General features: G+C 43.2%; 16 protein-coding genes. All 16 read right to left on the bottom strand.

The genetic code is table 11. From position 1 onward, the window contains the following. Positions 1-3 precede the first annotated feature (3 nt). The 16 genes from ABE547_RS05145 to ABE547_RS05070 all read right to left on the bottom strand — a co-directional run bounded on the left by ABE547_RS05145 (position 4) and on the right by ABE547_RS05070 (position 18,675). The gene (locus tag ABE547_RS05145; RefSeq protein ID WP_347377751.1) at positions 4-591 is read right to left on the bottom strand and encodes an HAD family phosphatase; all 588 of its coding nucleotides are present in this window, start codon (positions 589-591) and stop codon (positions 4-6) included. 17 nt (positions 592-608) lie between these two features. Next, a complete protein-coding gene (locus ABE547_RS05140; protein ID WP_347377750.1) occupies positions 609-2,642 on the bottom strand; it encodes a UvrD-helicase domain-containing protein in 2,034 nt (677 codons plus the stop codon). 48 nt (positions 2,643-2,690) lie between these two features. After that, entirely contained in the window at positions 2,691-3,464 is a 774-nt protein-coding gene (locus ABE547_RS05135; protein ID WP_347377749.1) for a ZIP family metal transporter, read from the bottom strand. Positions 3,465-3,598: 134 nt separating this feature from the next. Beyond that, positions 3,599-4,987, bottom strand: a complete 1,389-nt coding sequence (gene gltA, locus ABE547_RS05130; protein ID WP_347377748.1) for an NADPH-dependent glutamate synthase — start codon at positions 4,985-4,987, stop codon at positions 3,599-3,601. Continuing rightward, complete coding sequence (locus ABE547_RS05125; RefSeq protein ID WP_347377747.1) at positions 4,987-5,874, bottom strand: sulfide/dihydroorotate dehydrogenase-like FAD/NAD-binding protein; 888 nt, start codon at positions 5,872-5,874, stop codon at positions 4,987-4,989. The genes gltA and ABE547_RS05125 overlap by 1 nt, the downstream gene beginning before the upstream one ends. A 166-nt stretch (positions 5,875-6,040) precedes the next feature. After that, entirely contained in the window at positions 6,041-7,222 is a 1,182-nt protein-coding gene (locus tag ABE547_RS05120; RefSeq protein WP_347377746.1) for an iron-containing alcohol dehydrogenase, read from the bottom strand. A gap of 148 nt (positions 7,223-7,370) precedes the next feature. Further along, positions 7,371-8,618: a chitobiase/beta-hexosaminidase C-terminal domain-containing protein gene (locus ABE547_RS05115; RefSeq protein ID WP_347377745.1), complete on the bottom strand. Its 1,248-nt coding sequence runs from the start codon at positions 8,616-8,618 to the stop codon at positions 7,371-7,373. Further along, the gene (locus ABE547_RS05110) at positions 8,608-11,040 is read right to left on the bottom strand and encodes a DNA translocase FtsK 4TM domain-containing protein (protein ID WP_347377744.1); all 2,433 of its coding nucleotides are present in this window, start codon (positions 11,038-11,040) and stop codon (positions 8,608-8,610) included. The genes ABE547_RS05115 and ABE547_RS05110 overlap by 11 nt, the downstream gene beginning before the upstream one ends. A gap of 64 nt (positions 11,041-11,104) precedes the next feature. Next, positions 11,105-11,827 (bottom strand): ATP-dependent Clp protease proteolytic subunit, encoded by a 723-nt coding sequence (locus ABE547_RS05105; protein ID WP_347377743.1) that lies wholly within the window; start codon positions 11,825-11,827, stop codon positions 11,105-11,107. Between the two features lie 52 nt (positions 11,828-11,879). Then, positions 11,880-13,160, bottom strand: coding sequence for an O-acetylhomoserine aminocarboxypropyltransferase/cysteine synthase family protein (locus ABE547_RS05100; protein WP_347377742.1), 1,281 nt, complete (start codon positions 13,158-13,160; stop codon positions 11,880-11,882). 11 nt (positions 13,161-13,171) lie between these two features. Continuing rightward, the gene (locus ABE547_RS05095) at positions 13,172-13,948 is read right to left on the bottom strand and encodes a CFI-box-CTERM domain-containing protein (protein ID WP_347377741.1); all 777 of its coding nucleotides are present in this window, start codon (positions 13,946-13,948) and stop codon (positions 13,172-13,174) included. Positions 13,949-13,974: 26 nt separating this feature from the next. After that, positions 13,975-14,706: a YebC/PmpR family DNA-binding transcriptional regulator gene (locus ABE547_RS05090; protein WP_347377740.1), complete on the bottom strand. Its 732-nt coding sequence runs from the start codon at positions 14,704-14,706 to the stop codon at positions 13,975-13,977. 46 nt (positions 14,707-14,752) lie between these two features. Further along, on the bottom strand, positions 14,753-15,547 hold the full coding sequence (locus ABE547_RS05085) for a hemolysin family protein (protein ID WP_347377739.1): 795 nt from the start codon (positions 15,545-15,547) through the stop codon (positions 14,753-14,755). Between the two features lie 25 nt (positions 15,548-15,572). Further along, the gene (locus ABE547_RS05080) at positions 15,573-15,920 is read right to left on the bottom strand and encodes a type II toxin-antitoxin system PemK/MazF family toxin (protein WP_347377738.1); all 348 of its coding nucleotides are present in this window, start codon (positions 15,918-15,920) and stop codon (positions 15,573-15,575) included. Positions 15,921-16,007: 87 nt separating this feature from the next. After that, positions 16,008-17,174 carry an alanine racemase gene (alr, locus tag ABE547_RS05075; RefSeq protein WP_347377737.1) on the bottom strand — a complete coding sequence of 389 codons (1,167 nt, stop codon included), beginning with the start codon at positions 17,172-17,174 and terminating at the stop codon, positions 16,008-16,010. Further along, positions 17,161-18,675 (bottom strand): NAD(P)H-hydrate dehydratase, encoded by a 1,515-nt coding sequence (locus ABE547_RS05070; RefSeq protein ID WP_347377736.1) that lies wholly within the window; start codon positions 18,673-18,675, stop codon positions 17,161-17,163. Before ABE547_RS05070 ends, alr begins: the two co-directional genes overlap by 14 nt. Between the last annotated feature and the right edge of the window lie 30 nt (positions 18,676-18,705).

Raw genomic sequence — 18,705 nt, 5'->3', positions numbered from 1 at the left:
ATATTAAAGTACTCCTTTGACCGCTTCATAATCTCCCTGAAATACCATGCCCTCCATACCGACAGCTTTAGCAGCCTCAATATTATCTGCTCTGTCATCAAGGAAAAAGCATTCCTCCGCCTTCAGCTGATAACGTTCCAGAAGATATTCGTAGATTTTCCGATCCGGCTTTATGAGGTGAATATCGCTGGATACCACAACTCCGTCAAAAAAATCAAGCGGTAAAAAGGATGGAAAATAGTCATAAAAGGATACACTTGCATTCGACAATACATAGAGCTTATATCCTTTTCCTCTGGCATATTTACAGAATTCTTCTGCTCCTTTGACCGGTTTCATGCACATGGACCAGTGAAGGGTACAGTCTTTCAGTGCCGGGTGGAGATATTCGGGAACACGCAGCTTTACGCTGTCATATAACTCTGCCTCTGTTATATTTCCAAGATCTGCATCGACCCACTCCGGCCCGTCAAATAATTCTTTTTTTATGATCGCTTTTTCTTCTTTTTTCTCCAGAAAATGATCCAGACAGACATCCGGATTATAATCCAGAAGTACATTTCCCATATCCAAGATTATATTTTTTATCATAATTACCTCTCACATTTTTACAGATTCAGTTCATACATGTATAGTTCATGCAGTGCTCTTGTCGCACAGATATATTTTGCCTGTGCATTCATCGGATGTTCATCCTCATGAAACACACCGAACACCTGATCAAATTCAAGTCCTTTGGCAAGGTAGAACGTGGTAACAGTCAGTCCTTTCCGGAATGTACGGCTGTCACGGTCAATATAATGAATCTCTTCCCCGCGAAGCTGTAACAATCGACAGATATCGCTGGCCTCTTCCTTTGTCATCGTGATGATGGCAGCTGTTTCATAGCCTGTCTCTTTCAGATTCGTCTGCTTCAGCACTTCATCCAGCAGCTGATCCACGGAATGAAACTTCTGTTCCTGCACTTCTTTTCCATGACGGTTCAGAAGTTCCAGATCTGTTACTTTACTGATCTTTCCGGCATATTCCGCAATCTCTATTGTATTGCGGTAACTTTTGTTCATAACGATCTTTCGAACCGGCACATCAAATATCTTCGGCAGAAACCTTAATACATCCTGCTGCTTTGTATCCAGCGTCTGTGCCCTGTCACCAAGGATCGTCATACGGCACTGAAAGATCTGATTCAGAATCACATATTGGAGGTAAGAATAATCCTGCATTTCATCAATTACCAGGTGCTTGATATTTTGGTGTACTGCCTTTCCTGTCAGGCGATACTTCAGATACAGCATCGGATACACATCTTCGTATTCCAGGATCCGTTTTTCATACTCCGTCTCCGGAAGCTTCTGATAACCGCAGTATTCTATCAGCCAGTTGTAGATAGAATAGATATCCTTCGTTACATACATCCGGTCAAATTTTTCCTGAACAACGATTCGTTCTTCTTCGCTCAGATCACGGCCACATAATGTCTCGTATTCATCAACGCAGTATTCCATGACCGCGTCCATACGCTTAAGAAGCGGCGTATTCTGGAATTTAAAATAAAACAGATGAATCAGGTCTTCTTCCGTTTTTTTGATTCCTTTATATTCAATCTTTCTGAAATCCATCAGTTCATCTTCCAGACAGGCCAGAAATCCTTCCATCTGTCCCACAAATCCGGCAGACTGCTTTTCGTCAAATCTGTTCTGCACGATCGGATCCGGGAACTTCATCATTCGTTCCAGATGGTCATACCGGTCTTCACAGTCTGATACCACACTTTTTAATTCCCGGTAGGCAAAGAGATCAAAACTCATCTCTTTTACATTTTCCTCTCCGAGTTCCGGAAGAATGTGGGAGATATAATCCGAAAACACACTGTTTGGAGACAGAATCAGTATATTGGACGATTTTAAGTGTTCTCGTTCGTGATACAGAAGATAGGCAATGCGATGAAGTGCAACGGAAGTTTTTCCGCTTCCCGCAGCTCCCTGGATCACCAGGATTCTGTCTTTCGTATTGCGTATGATCGCATTTTGCTCCTTCTGTATGGTACGCACGATATTCTTCAGCTGAACATCACTGTTGGTCCCAAGTTCCTGCTTCAGAATCTCATCATCGATCTTTGTATCACTTTCAAATGCATAGATCATCTTTCCGTTTTTGATCTTGTACTGCCACTTGGAGGCAATCTCGCCCGTCATGACACCGGCCGGTGCTTCATAGGATGCCGGACCTTTATCATAATCGTAAAACAATCCGCTGACCGGAGCTCTCCAGTCATAGATCAATGGCTGCATACCGGCTCTCGGTGCAAAGTTGCCGATTCCAATATAAAAGACTTCTGCCGCATCTTCTCCGTCATAAACATAATCCACACGCCCGAAAAACGGAGCATCCAGCATCTTTTTCAGTCGATGACGCAGTTTCAGTTTCTCCTGGTTATCATTGACCTGATGAAGCAGTGCCTGCTGGTTATCATAATCCTCATAACCATACTGATCCATCTCCGTATAATTTTCCCAGTAATATTCATGCATGTTTTGTATATCTTTTTGTCCGGCCTCCAGGGAAAGATCTACTTCTTCGATGCGTTTTTCAATTTTTTCTGTTACTTCCTTCAGAAATAACTCTCCGTGACTGCTTTCCATACTTTTTCATGTATCCCTTCTGATTATTAGTAAATTCTCGTTACGAGATTATCCCAGCGCTACATCCAGAATCATCATGATCACAAAACCGATGGCAAATCCTATCGTTCCGATATTGCTGTGTTCACCTTCCGCGGACTCAGGAATTAATTCCTCCACGACTACGTAGATCATGGCTCCGGCGGCAAACGCCAGAAGATAAGGAAGTGCAGGTGTAATGTATGCGGCAAGGAGTACGGTGATTCCTCCGGCAATTGGTTCTACGATTCCGGACATCATTCCGGACATAAATGCTTTTCCCCGTCCTCTCTCACTTCGAATCGGAAGTGATACAATAAATCCTTCCGGAAGATTCTGAATCGCAATTCCGATAGACAGTGCAAAAGCACCTGCCAGTGTAACATTGGCATTATCTGTAAGCAATCCTGCAAACACGGCTCCACTGGATATGCCTTCCGGTATATTATGGATCGTGACTGCCAGAATCAGCATCGTAGATTTTTTCAGGGAACATTTTGCTCCTTCTGCCTCGTCACAGCCCAGATGAAGATGTGGGATCAGACGATCAAGGGCTAACAAAAATATGATACCCAGAAGGAAACCGGATGCGGCAGGAATGAATGCAAGCTTTCCCATCGCTTCTGACATCTCCATGGCAGGGATCAGAAGTGACCACACGGAAGCAGCGACCATGACACCTGCGGCAAATCCGAGAAGTGACTTCTGAATTATCGGCAATAACTCATTTTTCATAAATAATACACATGCGGCTCCAAGTGTGGTGCCGATAAATGGGATGATTAAACCTGTAAATATTGTCATAATACCTCTCTCTTTTCAAAACATTATATATAATCATACCATATCTATTCCAATTGGTACAGAAAAAGTCCCTGTATCATAGATAATCAGTATCTACAGAACAGGGACTTTATATACTTTATGATATCACGTTACTATTTTGCGGATAACAGTTCATGAATTCCTTTTGCACCGGCTTTTCCTGCACCCATGGCAAGGATTACAGTAGCTGCACCGGTAACAGCATCACCACCTGCAAATACACATGCCTTGGAGGTCTGTCCATTGGATTCTTCCGCTACGATACATTTTCTCTTATTTACTTCCAGACCCTTGGTTGTAGAAGAAATCAACGGGTTCGGAGAAGTTCCGAGAGACATGATAACGGTATCAACTTCGATCTCATATTCAGATCCTGCAATTTCTACCGGGCGTCTTCTTCCGGAAGCATCAGGCTCGCCAAGTTCCATCTTGATGACTTTCATGCCTTTTACCCAACCATTCTCATCCACAAGAATTTCCTTTGGATTGGTCAGAAGATCAAAGATTACACCTTCTTCCTTTGCATGATGTACTTCTTCTACTCTGGCCGGAAGCTCTGCTTCACTACGACGGTATACGATATGTACCTCTGCGCCAAGACGAAGAGCTGTTCTTGCAGCATCCATTGCTACGTTACCTCCACCAACGACAGCAACCTTCTTGCCTGCTGCGATCGGTGTATCATAAGAGTCATCAAAAGCCTTCATCAGATTACTTCTTGTCAGGTATTCATTTGCAGAGAATACACCGTTCGCGGTCTCACCCGGAATACCCATGAACATTGGAAGACCTGCACCGGAACCGATGAATACAGCTTCAAAATCTTCTTCTTCCATCAGCTGATCGATCGTTGTAGACTTTCCGATTACTACGTTAGTCTCAAATTTAACGCCAAGCTCTTTTACTTTTTCAATCTCTTTCTTAACGACTTTCTGTTTTGGAAGACGGAACTCAGGAATACCATATACCAATACTCCGCCCAGTTCATGCAATGCTTCGAAAACAGTCACTTCATACCCAAGTTTTGCCAGATCACCTGCACAGGTAAGTCCTGACGGTCCGGAACCAATCACTGCCACCTTATGACCGTTGGTTTTTTCTGCTTTTGCAGGCTTAATATCATTTTCAAGAGCATAATCTGCTACAAATCTTTCCAGCTTTCCGATGGATACCGGTTCACCCTTGATACCGCGGATACACTTGCTCTCGCACTGGGATTCCTGTGGACATACACGTCCGCAGATAGCCGGAAGTGCGGAAGATTCACCGATTACCTGATATGCACCTTCGATATCTCCATCTTTCACTTTTGAAATAAATCCCGGAATATTAATGGATACAGGACATCCCTGGATACATTTTGCATTTTTACAGTTCAGGCAGCGCGTTGCCTCATCCATTGCTTCCTCTTTGTTATATCCATAGCATACTTCTTCAAAGTTTGTTGCTCTGACCTTTGGATCCTGTTCTCTAACAGGTACTCTTTTTAATACGTCTGCCATTACTCGTCACCTCCGCAATGTCCGCATCCACCATGATGGGTGTCGCCTTCTTGTAATTTCAGAACAGCACGTCCTTCCTGTGTCTTATACATCTGCTGTCTCTTCATTGCCTCATCGAAATTGACAAGGTGTCCATCGAATTCCGGTCCGTCTACACAGGCAAACTTGATCTCATCTCCAACATGCAGACGACATGCACCGCACATTCCGGTTCCATCCACCATGATCGGGTTCATGCTGACGATCGTTGGAATCTCAAGCTTCTTTGTGAGAAGACATACGAATTTCATCATGATCATAGGTCCGATTGCTACACAGATATCATATTTATTGCCTTTTTCAACCAGCTCTTCAATCATGGTTGTAACCATACCGGCATGTCCATATGATCCGTCATCTGTACAAGGATAATAATTACCAGAAACAGCTTCCATCTCTTTTTCAAGAATCAGGAGATCTTTCGTCTTAGATCCAATGATGACATCTACATCTACTCCATGTTCATGCATCCATTTTACCTGTGGGTATACCGGAGCCGCACCTACACCGCCGCCGACAAAGAGAATCTTTTTCTTTTTCAGTTCTTCAATGTCTTCTTCGATCAGTTCAGAAGCATTTCCCAGTGGTCCTGTGAAATCACGGAAATAATCTCCTGCCTTTAATTCTTTCATCTTCATGGTAGATGCACCTACCGGCTGGAATATGATTGTGATCGTTCCAGCTTCTCTGTCATAGTCACAGATCGTAAGCGGGATTCTTTCCCCTTTTTCATCCATCTTAACGATTACGAACTGTCCAGGCTCACAATGCTTTGCTACACGAGGAGCTTCTACATCCATAAGAAAGATGTTAGCAGTCAATTGTTCTGCTCTTAATATCTTATACATCTTATTTCCTCCTATTTTGCGATATTAATTCTATAATAATACCCCTGCAGGATTTTCGCAAGTGATTATCGTTATTTTATTGTCAATATTGAAAATTTTTTCTAAAAAAGATTTCACAAAAAAGCAGATGCCATGAAACACCTGCTTTTTTTCATATCTGAATCCTCTAGAAATCAACCTCTGTTCCGTAATAAGTACATGTAAATAATTTTGCCATTGCCTCCGGATCAATTGTTCTTGGATTGGATCCTGTACATGCATCACCAACTGCCAGTTCTGCGATCTTATCAAGTTTTTCTTTGAACTCGTCTTCATTAATACCAAAGTCTTTCAATGTTTTTGGAATATTTAATTTTACATTGAATTCATCGATCTTCTCACACAGACTGTTGATCAAAGCTTTTTCTGACGTTCCTGCAAGTCCCATTCTGCGTGCAATCTCAGCATAACGTGATGCGGCAACCGGATCCTTTGCATTATATTTGATTACATATGGAAGGTAGATTGCATTGGCACATCCATGAGGAATATGTCCGGTAGAGAATGCTGCTCCTGTCTTATGTGCCATAGAATGTACGATACCAAGCAGTGCATTGGAGAATGCCATTCCTGCCAGACACTGTGCATAATGCATCTGCTCTCTGGCTTCCATATTGCCATTATAAGAAGCCGGAAGATAATCAAGTACCATTTCAATTGCCTGCAGTGCCAGTGGATCTGTAAATGGACAATTTAATGTAGATACATAAGCCTCAATCGCGTGTGTAAGTGCATCCATACCCGTATAGGCAACCTGTTTTGCAGGAAGACCCATGACAAGATCAGGATCTACAATGGCAACATCCGGTGTGATATTAAAGTCAGCAAGCGGATATTTTACACCTGTCTGATAGTTTGTGATAACTGAAAATGCGGTCACTTCTGTTGCAGTTCCGGATGTAGAAGGAATTGCCGCAAATCTTGCTTTCTGTCTTAATTCCGGGAAATTAAACGGAATACACAGATCTTCAAATGTGGTATCCGGATATTCATAGAACGCCCACATTGCTTTTGCAGCGTCAATTGGAGATCCTCCACCCATTGCAACGATCCAGTCCGGTTCAAATGCGCGCATTGCTTCTGCACCTTTCATAACAGTCTCAACAGATGGATCTGGTTCTACACCTTCGAACAATTCAACTTCCATTCCGCCTTCCTTCAGATAACCAACAGCCCGGTCCAGAAATCCCTGACGCTTCATAGAACCACCGCCGACAACAAGGATTGCCTTTTTTCCTTTTAAATTCTTCAGCTCCTCCAGGCATCCTTTTCCGTGATACACATCTCTTGGTAAAGTAAATCTTGCCATTGTACAATCTCTCCTTTTTAAAATGATGTTTTGTTAAATGTTTGTCAATATTATAACTCCGTTAAATTATTAACGCAATATATATCCCGAAGAAAATTGTATTTTTTTAAATACAAAAAAGGCTACTGCTTATTACAGTAGCCTTCCACTAATTACCACTATTATATACGTAATTTCTTGTTGTGATATCACTGGTGCGTCCCTTTGCATTGACAAGAATTGCTTTAAATATTGTCTCTCCTTCCGGCATTGGAATCGGGCCGGTATACTTGGTTGACGCAGTTGTCGGATCACTCTTGTCCATTGTATAATATGCTTCGTATCCGTCCGGAACTTTTATCTCAATCTGCATCGCAGATTCATATTGTCCTGTGGAAGGTGAAACTGCCGGAGCGTCTTCAACAGGAAGCTCCACGGTATATGTCTTCTTTGACGGAAGACTTGGAATTCCATCCTTGTTGACTGCAATTGCAATGATGACTGTTTCTCCCTCTTTTATCTGGATCGGAGAAGAATACTTTTCACTGTTCGTAGTCGGATCCTTCTCATCTGTCGTGTAATAGATCGTATAACCTTCCTTTGCAGTCAGTGTCAGTTCCTGTACATCATCATATACCTCTTCTGAATCAAGGCTGAATTTTGGTTTGCTGATCACATATTCCGATAATGCATCAACTACACTGTCCTTGGCATCTTCAAGGAGAAGCGGAATCTCCTCTTTCTGATCCGTGTCCATGTAATATTGAATACATGCATCATACAGATCAACATTATCTTTCTGCTTATCGATTGCATTCAGGAAAACGCTTTCTGCCTTATCTTCATTCTTCTGCGCAAGATATACCTTTGACAGTCCGATATATGCATCCGCTCTTTTTTCATCCTTGGATAATGCCTTTTCAAAATAAGATTCTGCAAGGTTATAGTCTTTATTATTCAGATTTTTATTTCCTTTATTGATCATTCCAATATAGGAAGTCTGATATGCTGCAATCCCTACAATCAGGATGATCAGAAGCAGACCGCCAATAATCAGAAGAGCACGCTTTCTTTTTCTGCGTCTGATCGCTTTTCTACGCTCTGCCTGTCTTCTTCGTCTTTCCCGTTCGGACATCTGTCTGCCGGTTGTCCTGGTGGCAGTCCTGCCGGTTGTTCTGGAAGTAGTTCTTCCGGTTGTTCTCCTGTTGTCATTTTTATGGAAATCACCGGTATTTCTGATGGAATCATAGATTTCTTCCGCATCGTAACTGTTATCTCCGGTGATAGCGCCCTTGATCTGCGCCGTCAGCATATCGTCCAGCGGATTGTAGTCAGGAACAATACAGACTTCTTTTCCGCAATGGCTGCAATATAATTTTCCCTCAGGTATTATGCGTCCACAGTACCTACATTTCATCTTCCGAGTTCCTCCTGCCTGATTGCTGATTCGTATACTGTTCAAATTCTTCAGAAGTCATCAGTACTTTTCTTGGTTTTGTACCCTCTTCCGGTCCGACAACTCCCGCCTCAAACAGCTGATCCATAATCCTAGCCGCTCTGTTAAATCCTATCTTGAACGCTCTCTGAAGCATTCCGATCGATGCTTTCTCTTTTTCAATGATCAGTCTTCCGGCTTCTGTAAAATATACATCTCTTCCATCATCTTCTGAGGCCGAAGCAGAAGTAAGACCTCCACTCTGACACGTATTTACTTGCTGCACCACTTCATCATTATATGTAGCATCTCCATTTTGCTTTATCAGGTAGTCAACGACCTCCTGTACTTCAGAATCCGTCACAAAAGATCCCTGCACGCGTGCAGGCTTCTGATAACCGGCCGGATAAAAGAGCATATCTCCCTTACCGAGAAGTTTTTCTGCGCCATTCATATCAATGATGGTTCTGGAATCGACTCCTGATGATACAGAAAATGCAATACGTGATGGCATATTTGCCTTGATCAGACCCGTAATAACATCTACAGACGGTCTCTGAGTCGCAAGAACCAGATGGATTCCCGCTGCTCTGGCAAGCTGTGCCAGACGGCAGATTGCCTCTTCCACTTCTCCGTGTGCAACCATCATCAGATCTGCAAGCTCATCTACGATAACCACGATCTGTGGCATCGGTTTTAACGGATCTCCGTTTTCATCCTGCATACCTCTGATCTTCTCATTATATCCCTTCATATCACGCACCTGGTTGTCGGCAAATTCCTTATATCTTCTTGTCATCTCTGCAACTGCCCAGTTCAGTGCACCTGCAGCTTTCTTCGGATCTGTGACAACCGGGATCATAAGGTGTGGAATTCCATTATATACACTTAATTCTACTACTTTCGGATCGATCATGAGCAATTTTACTTCCTCCGGCCTCGCCTTATACAATATGCTCATGATCAGGGTATTGATGCAGACCGATTTTCCGGAACCTGTTGCTCCTGCGATCAGAAGATGCGGCATCTTTGCAATATCTGCAATGACAGTGTTGCCTGCAATATCCTTTCCGACTGCAAAAGCGACCTTCGAAGTACTGTTTTTAAATTCGTTCGTTTCCAGAAGATCTCTGAGTCTGACTGCAGTATTTTCTTTATTCGGCACTTCAATCCCGACAGCCGCTTTTCCGGGGATCGGTGCTTCGATCCGAATATCCGCAGCCGCAAGGTTCAGTTTGATATCATCTGCAAGCCCGACAATCTTGCTTACTTTTACTCCCATCTCCGGCTGAAGCTCATATCGTGTCACAGATGGTCCACAGCTGACATTCGTAATTGTTACATTTACACCAAAGTTCTGCAGTGTCTGCTGAAGCTTCATCGCGGTTTCCCGTAAATGAGCATCTGATTCTCCGGCAGTCCTTTTTCCCCGTTTTAACAGAGATATCGGAGGGAATTTATATGGTTTTTTCGGTTTTGCCGCTTCTGCTGCAACACTTGCTGCAACATTCGCAACCTCTCCTGCAATTCCTTCTTCGCTCATTCTGCTTTTTTTCTTTGGAACATCTGACACATCATCTTCCGGCATTCCGGACACATCTTCCTGTGCCCCCGTCTCGACTTCACCCTCTTCATAAGGCTCCGCACGATTAATCACAAAATCTGGTTTTTCAGGGCCCCTTGCTTCCTTAGGATCAACAGGAAGTTCCTTTACTTCCGGAGATTTTTTAGCAATCGTAGTATCAAACGACACGCCCTCTACATGTCTGTCGCTTCTCTTTCTTCCCTTTCCCTCTCTGTCATCAGAGGTTCGTCCGGTTTCTTCCTTTATTCTTTCTTCTTTCTGTTTTTTCTTTTCTTCTGCATGTTCACGCCGTTTTCTTGCGTCTTCTCTGGCCCTGTCATAGGCTTTTTCACTTCCAGTCCTGACACCCTTAAGTGCAGACTTTCCTGTGATGAGAACCATACAGATAATCATCAGTATAATCGTTACAACATATGTTCCTGCGGTTCCGATCGCCGGTACCAGTACAGATGTCAGTTTCTCACCAATGAGTCCCCCCAGTTCATTGATCAGATGAAGAAGCATCCCTGCTGATACGGTAAATATCAGACCTGCAGCAACCTTCATATATGCAATCCCATTTTCTTTATTCGATATAAGAAATGCAACCATTCCAAATAAAAGGAAAGGCACAGCATATGCAATCCATCCAAATATTTTCAGAAGAATTTCCGAGATCGTCTCCCCTACGAACCCGCCAATTCCAAAATTACTGATCAATATCAGAATACTGACTGCAAGTGTCACCCAGACAATGATCTCATCTCTTACAAAACTTGACTGCGTAGTTTTATTTTTCGCCTTTCGCGCAGTTTTACGCTTTTTTGACTTTCCAGCCATGTAATCTCCCCCTTATTTATGGCGATACTATCTAATAGTATACCATTTTTTCAATAAGCTGTCATTACACATTTTCACTCTTTTTCTGTATCCATATATCAATCATTTCGTGCAATTTATGCAATGCACTGCTTAATCCTCCCACCTCATCGATCAGACCCTCTTTTACCGCCTCTTCTCCCTCCAGAAGTGTTCCCACATCTTTTACAAGTTCCGTAGGATTCAGCATCAGTTCCTCAATTCTCTCTTTTTTCATATGCGAGTGATCCGCCAGAAACTTCGTAATGCGATCCTGAGTCCGTATCATATTATGCAGACTCTGTGGAACTCCGATAAACATTCCGTTAGACCGAACCGGATGTATGATCATCGTACCACTCGGAACAATAAAGGAATATTGTGCGGAGACGGCCAGCGGCCCTCCGATAGAATGACTGCCGCCCAGCACCAGTGATACGGTCGGCTTACTAAGTGATGCGATCATCTCCGCAATGGAAAGTCCGGCCTCTACATCACCTCCCAGTGTATTGAGAAGTATCAGTATTCCATCAATCTCTTCGCTGTCTTCGACTTCCGCAAGCATAGGAAGAAGATGTTCATATTTTGTTGATTTTGTATTTCCGGACACTGCTTCATGACCTTCAATTTCACCAACGATCGTCAGTAATTTGATTCTGTGTTTTTCTTTCCCTTCTTCCAGACTCAGACTTCCTGTTTCCCGGATCTGCTCCGCTTTTTCTTCTTCATTCTGTGTTCTTTCCCGTGAATTTGTACTATTGCTCTGCATCCTAAAAATACCTCCATACTTTTTCAATTAGTATGGAGGTATCCAGACATTTTTATACCTGTTCCAGAGCCTGCTTGAGGTCTGCAATAATATCATCAATATGTTCAATTCCAACACTGAATCTGATCAGATCCGGCTGTACTCCTGCTTCCAGAAGCTCCTGATCGTTCATCTGGCGGTGTGTATGACTTGCCGGATGAAGTACACAGCTTTTTGCATCTGCAACATGAGTTACGATAGAGATCATCTTCAGGCTGTCCATCATACGTACACAGGCATCTCTTCCGCCCTTTACGCCAAATGTAATAACACCGCAGGTTCCATTTGGCATATATTTCTTTGCAAGATCATAATATCTGTCACCTGGAAGTGACGGACAATTTACCCATGCAATCTTTTCATGGTTCTGGAGATACTGCGCTGCAGCCAGTGCATTTTCACAGTGTCTTTCCATACGAAGATGCAGAGATTCCAGACCCAGATTCAAAAGAAATGCATTCTGAGGAGACTGTATGGACCCCAGATCTCTCATTAACTGGGAAGTTGCCTTTGTTATGTAAGCGCCTTTGCCAAATCGCTGTGTATACACGATTCCATGATAGGTCTCATCCGGTGTTGTCAGTCCCGGGAATTTATCTGCATATGCTTCCCAGTCAAAGTTCCCACTATCAACGATCGCTCCACCTACCGCTGATGCGTGTCCGTCCATATACTTTGTTGTAGAATGTGTCACGATATCTGCTCCCCACTCAAACGGACGGCAGTTGATCGGTGTTGCAAAAGTATTATCTACAATAAACGGAACTCCGTGTGCATGTGCAACTTTTGCAAACTTTTCAAAATCCAGAACAGCAAGGGATGGATTCGAGATTGTCTCTCCGAACATTGCCTTGGTATTCTCCTGAAATGCTGCGTTTAATTCCTCTTCTGTACAGTCCGGATCAACAAACGTAGCGTCTACTCCCATTTTTTTGATCGTGTGGGCATACAGATTATAAGTTCCTCCATATATTGCAGAAACACACACGATATGATCCCCCTGCTGTGCAATATTCATGATCGCATAGAAACTTGCTGCCTGTCCGGAAGAAGTCAGCATTGCTGCAACTCCGCCCTCCATATCGCAGATCTTTGCTGCCACTGCATCATTGGTCGGATTCTGAAGACGGGTATAGAAGTAACCACTGTCTTCCAGATCAAACAGTCGTCCCATCTGATCACTTGAATCATATTTGAATGTTGTACTCTGATAGATCGGGAGAGATCTTGGCTCTCCGTTTTTCGGTGTGTATCCTGACTGAACACACTTTGTTTCAATCTTATAATTGCTCATGTTCCCTCTCCTTATGAATAAAAGTATCTCTTTTGTAATTCCTGAACCATATCGATATACAATTCCCTGCATTCTTCTTTTTTATCTTTCTCAATCAGCCGAATACATGGAAGCAGATAATTCTTATACAGCCCTTCATATATCTCCGGTGCATCCGGACGCATACCTACTGCCATTACGATTCCGGGAGCAATATCATAATACTCCTCTATCAGTTGTCTTCCCGATTCCGTCTGCGCCAGATAATCATCCCGGTACCTGCGAAGTGTTTCCAGTTCATAGCAGTCATCCGGCTGATTGCGGCTGGAACATACCGCAGTCGTAATATAACAGAGCCTGTTTTTAAAACCGCTCTGGATCAGATCATACGATGATTCCGAGAGCGTATAACCTGTAACCGGCAGCTCATTCCAGATCTCTATCATCCTTACTGTCAATGGATTCCCCTGATCCCTTTTATTATGAAAAACACTGTAATTCACCAGCGGAATCACATATACTGCCATTGTCATATTATAATCTGCAAAGAAACGTTCTTTCTTTCTCTTTGAAGAAATACCATCCAGCTTCTCTTTCGCATACTCGGGAATTACTCTGGCGTATGCTTCCAGTTCTTCCCGATCCGCATCTTCGCTGCATGCTTCTGCCAGCACATTCAGACATTCCTGATTGCCACGATACAATATCTGAAATGTTTCTGCATATGTTTTTCTTTTGAACATATTGAGCAGATCCAGCGAATCGTCAAATAACTTTTTCAATCCAGCCTCAGCCTTGCATTCTGCCATCTTTCTCCTCCTGTATCACAGAGAAATTATTCGTCCCAGTTATGATATACATCCTGTACATCGTCATCATCATCCAGCATATCCAGCGTCTTCTGAATATTGGCAATATCCTTTGGATCCGTAAGTTCCACATATGTCTGAGGTATCATTGTTACTTCTGCAGAAGCCATCGGGATTCCGGCTTCTTCTATCGCAAGACGCACCGTACTGAAATCATCAGGATCCGTCAGAATCTCATAACTGTCTTCTTCCTCCACAAAATCCTCTGCACCTGCATCCAGTACCTGCATCATCAGCTCATCTGCGTCTCCCTCATACTCTTCTTTATCGATCACGATCTGACCTTTTTTGTCAAACATAAATGAAACGCATCCCGGAGTACCTACATTACCACTGCCTTTTGTAAACGCATTTTTTACATTGGAAGCGGTACGATTCTTATTATCTGTCAGTGTCTCAACGATGATGGCCGTTCCGTTCGGTCCATATCCCTCATATGTAATATGTTCATAATTGGCAGCGTTTGCATCTCCTGCTGCACGCTTGATATTTCTTTCAATCGTATCATTCGGCATGTTGTTGGATTTTGCCTTTGCGATTACATCGCGCAGTTTACTGTTATTTGCAGGATCTGTACTTCCGCCCTCTTTAACCGCAACTGCAATTTCTTTTCCGATCTTTGTAAAGATCTTTCCCTTTGCAGCATCATTTTTTTCTTTCTTATGTTTAATATTGGCAAATTTTGAATGTCCTGACATTTTTTAACCCTCTCTTTATCTCTATTTTCGCACTTTTTTTATTCTATCACGCTTCCGGACGTTTTTCAATCTTAACTCTCTGTATTGTATTATTGTCCACCAGAAGAATCGTAAATCGATATCCCTGATAATCAACCTCACAATGCTCATCTTCTGATGGAATTCTGTCAAGCTGATCGATCAGGAAGCCATTCAGAGTCTCAAACTCTTCCTTTTCAAACTGCAGCGGCATAAGATCTTCCAGATCTTCCAGATCTGTCATCCCATTCACAAGATAGCTTCCGTCTGCCTGGCGTGATATCATCTCCTCTTCTTCGTCATGCTCATCCAGAATGTTTCCTACGATTTCTTCCAGAATATCTTCCATCGCTACGAGTCCCGAAGTCTGCCCATATTCATCCAGCACGATCACCATATGATTTTTTTTCGCCTGCATCTCTTTAAAAAGCGTATCTATACTTTTCGTTTCAGGGATATATGTAACCGGTCTTATATATTCTTTCAGATCCTTTACCCGTTTTTTCCGATTGTTCTCATCCAGATAACAGGCTGTTGCTTCTCTCAGATGTATGATTCCGGTGATTTCATCTATATCTTCTTCATAGATTGGAAATCTGGAATAATTCTCCTCCAGAATAAACCGGAGAGCATCTTCAAGCGTCTCATTTCCATCGATTGCAACAATGTTTTTCCGATGCGTCATGATATCCTTTGCATCTTTATCCATATACCGGAAAATGTTGCGAATCAGCTCTGCGGCTTCTTTCTGAGTTTCCTCATCCATCTCATCTTCCAGCTGGAATATCTGTTTCATTCTGCCAAACAAACTTCCTTCTATCATAATTTACTATCCTCAAACTCCTTTTCTATGTATGAAGCTCTAAACTGACTTTCAGAGCCTCATCTACTTTGTTCATTATCTCTTTATCCAAATGGCATACCAGATCCTTCAGCCGTTGTTTATCTATTGTCCTAATCTGTTCCAGCAGAATCACAGAATTCTTCACAATCTGATATTTCCTTGCATCTATCTCAATGTGTGTCGGCAATTTTGCCTTATTCATCCTGGAAGTAATCGCCGCACAGATCACAGTCGGGCTGTGACGGTTGCCCATATCATTCTGTATGATCAGTACCGGACGAATGCCTCCCTGTTCGGATCCGACAACCGGACTAAGATCTGCGTAATAGATATCTCCACGTCTTACCTGCACTTTTCATTCACACTCCGATTTCACTTGATAACATAAGTATCTCCATCTTTTTCGGATGTATTCTTCAAAATGCAGGAACCTGCAGAATCAGAGAAAATAATCTACCTGTTCCACGATTTCTCCATGCCGGATATATTCTCTCGGAATTCTCTTTCCAAGATTACATACAAATTCATAATTAAATCTTCCCGAAAGATCGCTCAGGGTTTCTACCGGAAGGACCTCATCCCCGTCTTTCCCGATCAACGTCACTTTGTCACCGAATTTCACATCATCTATACCCGTTACATCAACCATGAACTGATCCATACATACTCTTCCGAGAATCGGTGCTTTCTGTCCATGGATCAGAACATATCCCTGGTTGGACAGGCTGCGGGGATATCCATCTCCATATCCAACCGGAATCGTGGCAACTTTCGTCGGATAAGCTGTCACATATGTTCCTCCGTAACTGATCCTTCTTCCTTCTTCTACCCACTTTACAAAGGCCACATGACTGATCAGCTCCATTGCAGGCTTAAGAGGAACATTTTCTTTTTCCACTTCATCCGACGGATACATTCCGTATGTCGATATACCTGCACGTACCAGATTCAGATTAGCTTCCTTCATATCAATGATACCTGCACTGTTGGAGCAGTGATAATAAGAAAATACAACATTTCTTTCTTCCAACGCCCTTTTCATCCACAGATACTGATTGATCTGTTCATGTGTATACGTCTTATCCGTTTCATCCGCTTTGGAAAAATGTGTAAACATTCCTTCCATGACTAGGTTCGGAAGCTTGCTGATGGCAGCAATGATGTCTGCATTTTCTTCTGTAATCTGAAAGCCCAGACGCCCCATTCCCGTATCCAGCTTAATGTGAACATATACTTTTCTTCCCATACGTTGTGCAAGTTCGGATACTTCTTCAGCCATCTCCTTTGTAAATACTGTCATGCGAATCTCATTCTCAATCATGTCTTCCCACTGATCCGGAAAGATACAGCCAAGAACAAGTATTGGCTTTTTGATTCCTGATCTCTTCAGGTGAACAGCTTCGTCAAGCGTTGCTGCCGCAAAGCCCCAGATATACTCTTTCGGATCCAGCACTTTTGCAATCTGTGCAGCTCCATGTCCATATCCGTCCATCTTAATAACGGCCATGATCTGAACACCCTCTTTAATATTGTTTTTCATCATCTCTATATTATATTCAACTGCATCCAAATCGACCCTCGCCATAACTCTGCTATACTTCTTCATAAGCCAACTCCTCCTGATCTATGAACACTTTGCCTATATTTTCAATAAGATCTTCTGCCATAACGCTATAGCTTCCCATGATCTTCCGGGCATAATCTCCGCAACAGCCGTGCAAATAGACTCCCAGAACTGCTGCATCATATCCGGATACTTTCTGTGCCATCAGACCTGCGATCATCCCCGCAAGGACATCTCCTGATCCGGCTTTTGCCATTGCACAATTGCCGGACAGATTCACATATATGCGGGATCCTGAAGATGCAACCATCGTTCTGGAATCTTTCAACGCTACGACTGCCGGATGTTGTTCCGTGAATTCTCTCAGAACAGCTGTCCGGTGTTCCCGGATCTCTGATACCATTTTGCCGGACAATCGTTCCATCTCCTTCATATGAGGAGTCAGCACGATCTCTCCGTCCGATACCTGCTTCAGTGCTTCCATATTCTCTGATAACAGATTCAGTCCATCCGCATCAATCACACACGGTACCTTTATATTTTTCAGTGTTGTCTGTAGGATCTTCTTCGACAAGTCGTTCGTTCCGAGCCCGGATCCGATACATACGGTATCGGCCCACGCAAGAAGCGAACACAGTTTTTCTTCTTCAAAGGACTCGTAGGCAGTAATAATTGCTTCCGGCAGCAGAGTCTGAAGAATCACACGATTCTCCTCCGGAGTATAGATCTGCACCAGTCCTGCTCCGGCCCGATACGCTGCTTTGGCATTCAGATATGCTGCTCCTGACATTCCCCTGCTTCCGGCAATTACCAGAAGCTTTCCATATGTTCCTTTATGTGAATCCGCCTTTCTGACCGGCAGCAGACGGCTATATTCTCTTCTATCATACGTATATGCCACAGATATGTCATCCCTGATCCTGTCTGTGCAGATTCCTATGTCAACAGGATAGATCTCTCCGGCGTATTCCCGTCCCGGATACATCTGAAGTCCCAGCTTTTCAAGCTGAAAAGTAACCGTAATATCTGCATGAAATGCGATTCCCAACACCGCACCATTCCCGGAAGAGATTCCGGACGGAATATCGACTGCAACCTTTATTCCCGTCGAACGATTCATCTGATCGATGATCTCACGATAGTTCCCCTCAATCTTTCTGCTCAGTCCCACACCGAAGATCGCATCGATCAGTACGCTGTATTTTGCCTCTTCGTATCCATATATAATCTTGCCTCCGGCTTCCTTAAGGAGACGCATCTGTTCTTTTGTCTCTTCTGTACAATGCTCCTTATTGCCAATAAAACAGGCGGTAGCCGGATATCCCATCCTGGTAAGGATTCTCGCAATTGCCAGACCATCTCCGCCATTATTCCCGGAGCCACATACAACACAGGCTCTGGACAGATCCAGATATCTGTCTGTCATTACCTGCACACAGCATCTGGCAGCCCGCTCCATCAATACAAGGGACGGAGTACCTATTGTCTGGATCGTATACTGATCTGCAGCCTTCATCTGACTGCCATCCACCAGATATCGCATTGTCTCACCCCCATATCAAAGAACGTGTAA

Origin of the sequence: Dorea sp. YH-dor226, assembly GCF_039832105.1 — a bacterium.
Taxonomy (GTDB): domain Bacteria; phylum Bacillota; class Clostridia; order Lachnospirales; family Lachnospiraceae; genus Dorea_A.
Note: the sequence above shows the minus strand (reverse complement) of the source record. Positions and strands in the feature narration are given on the sequence as shown.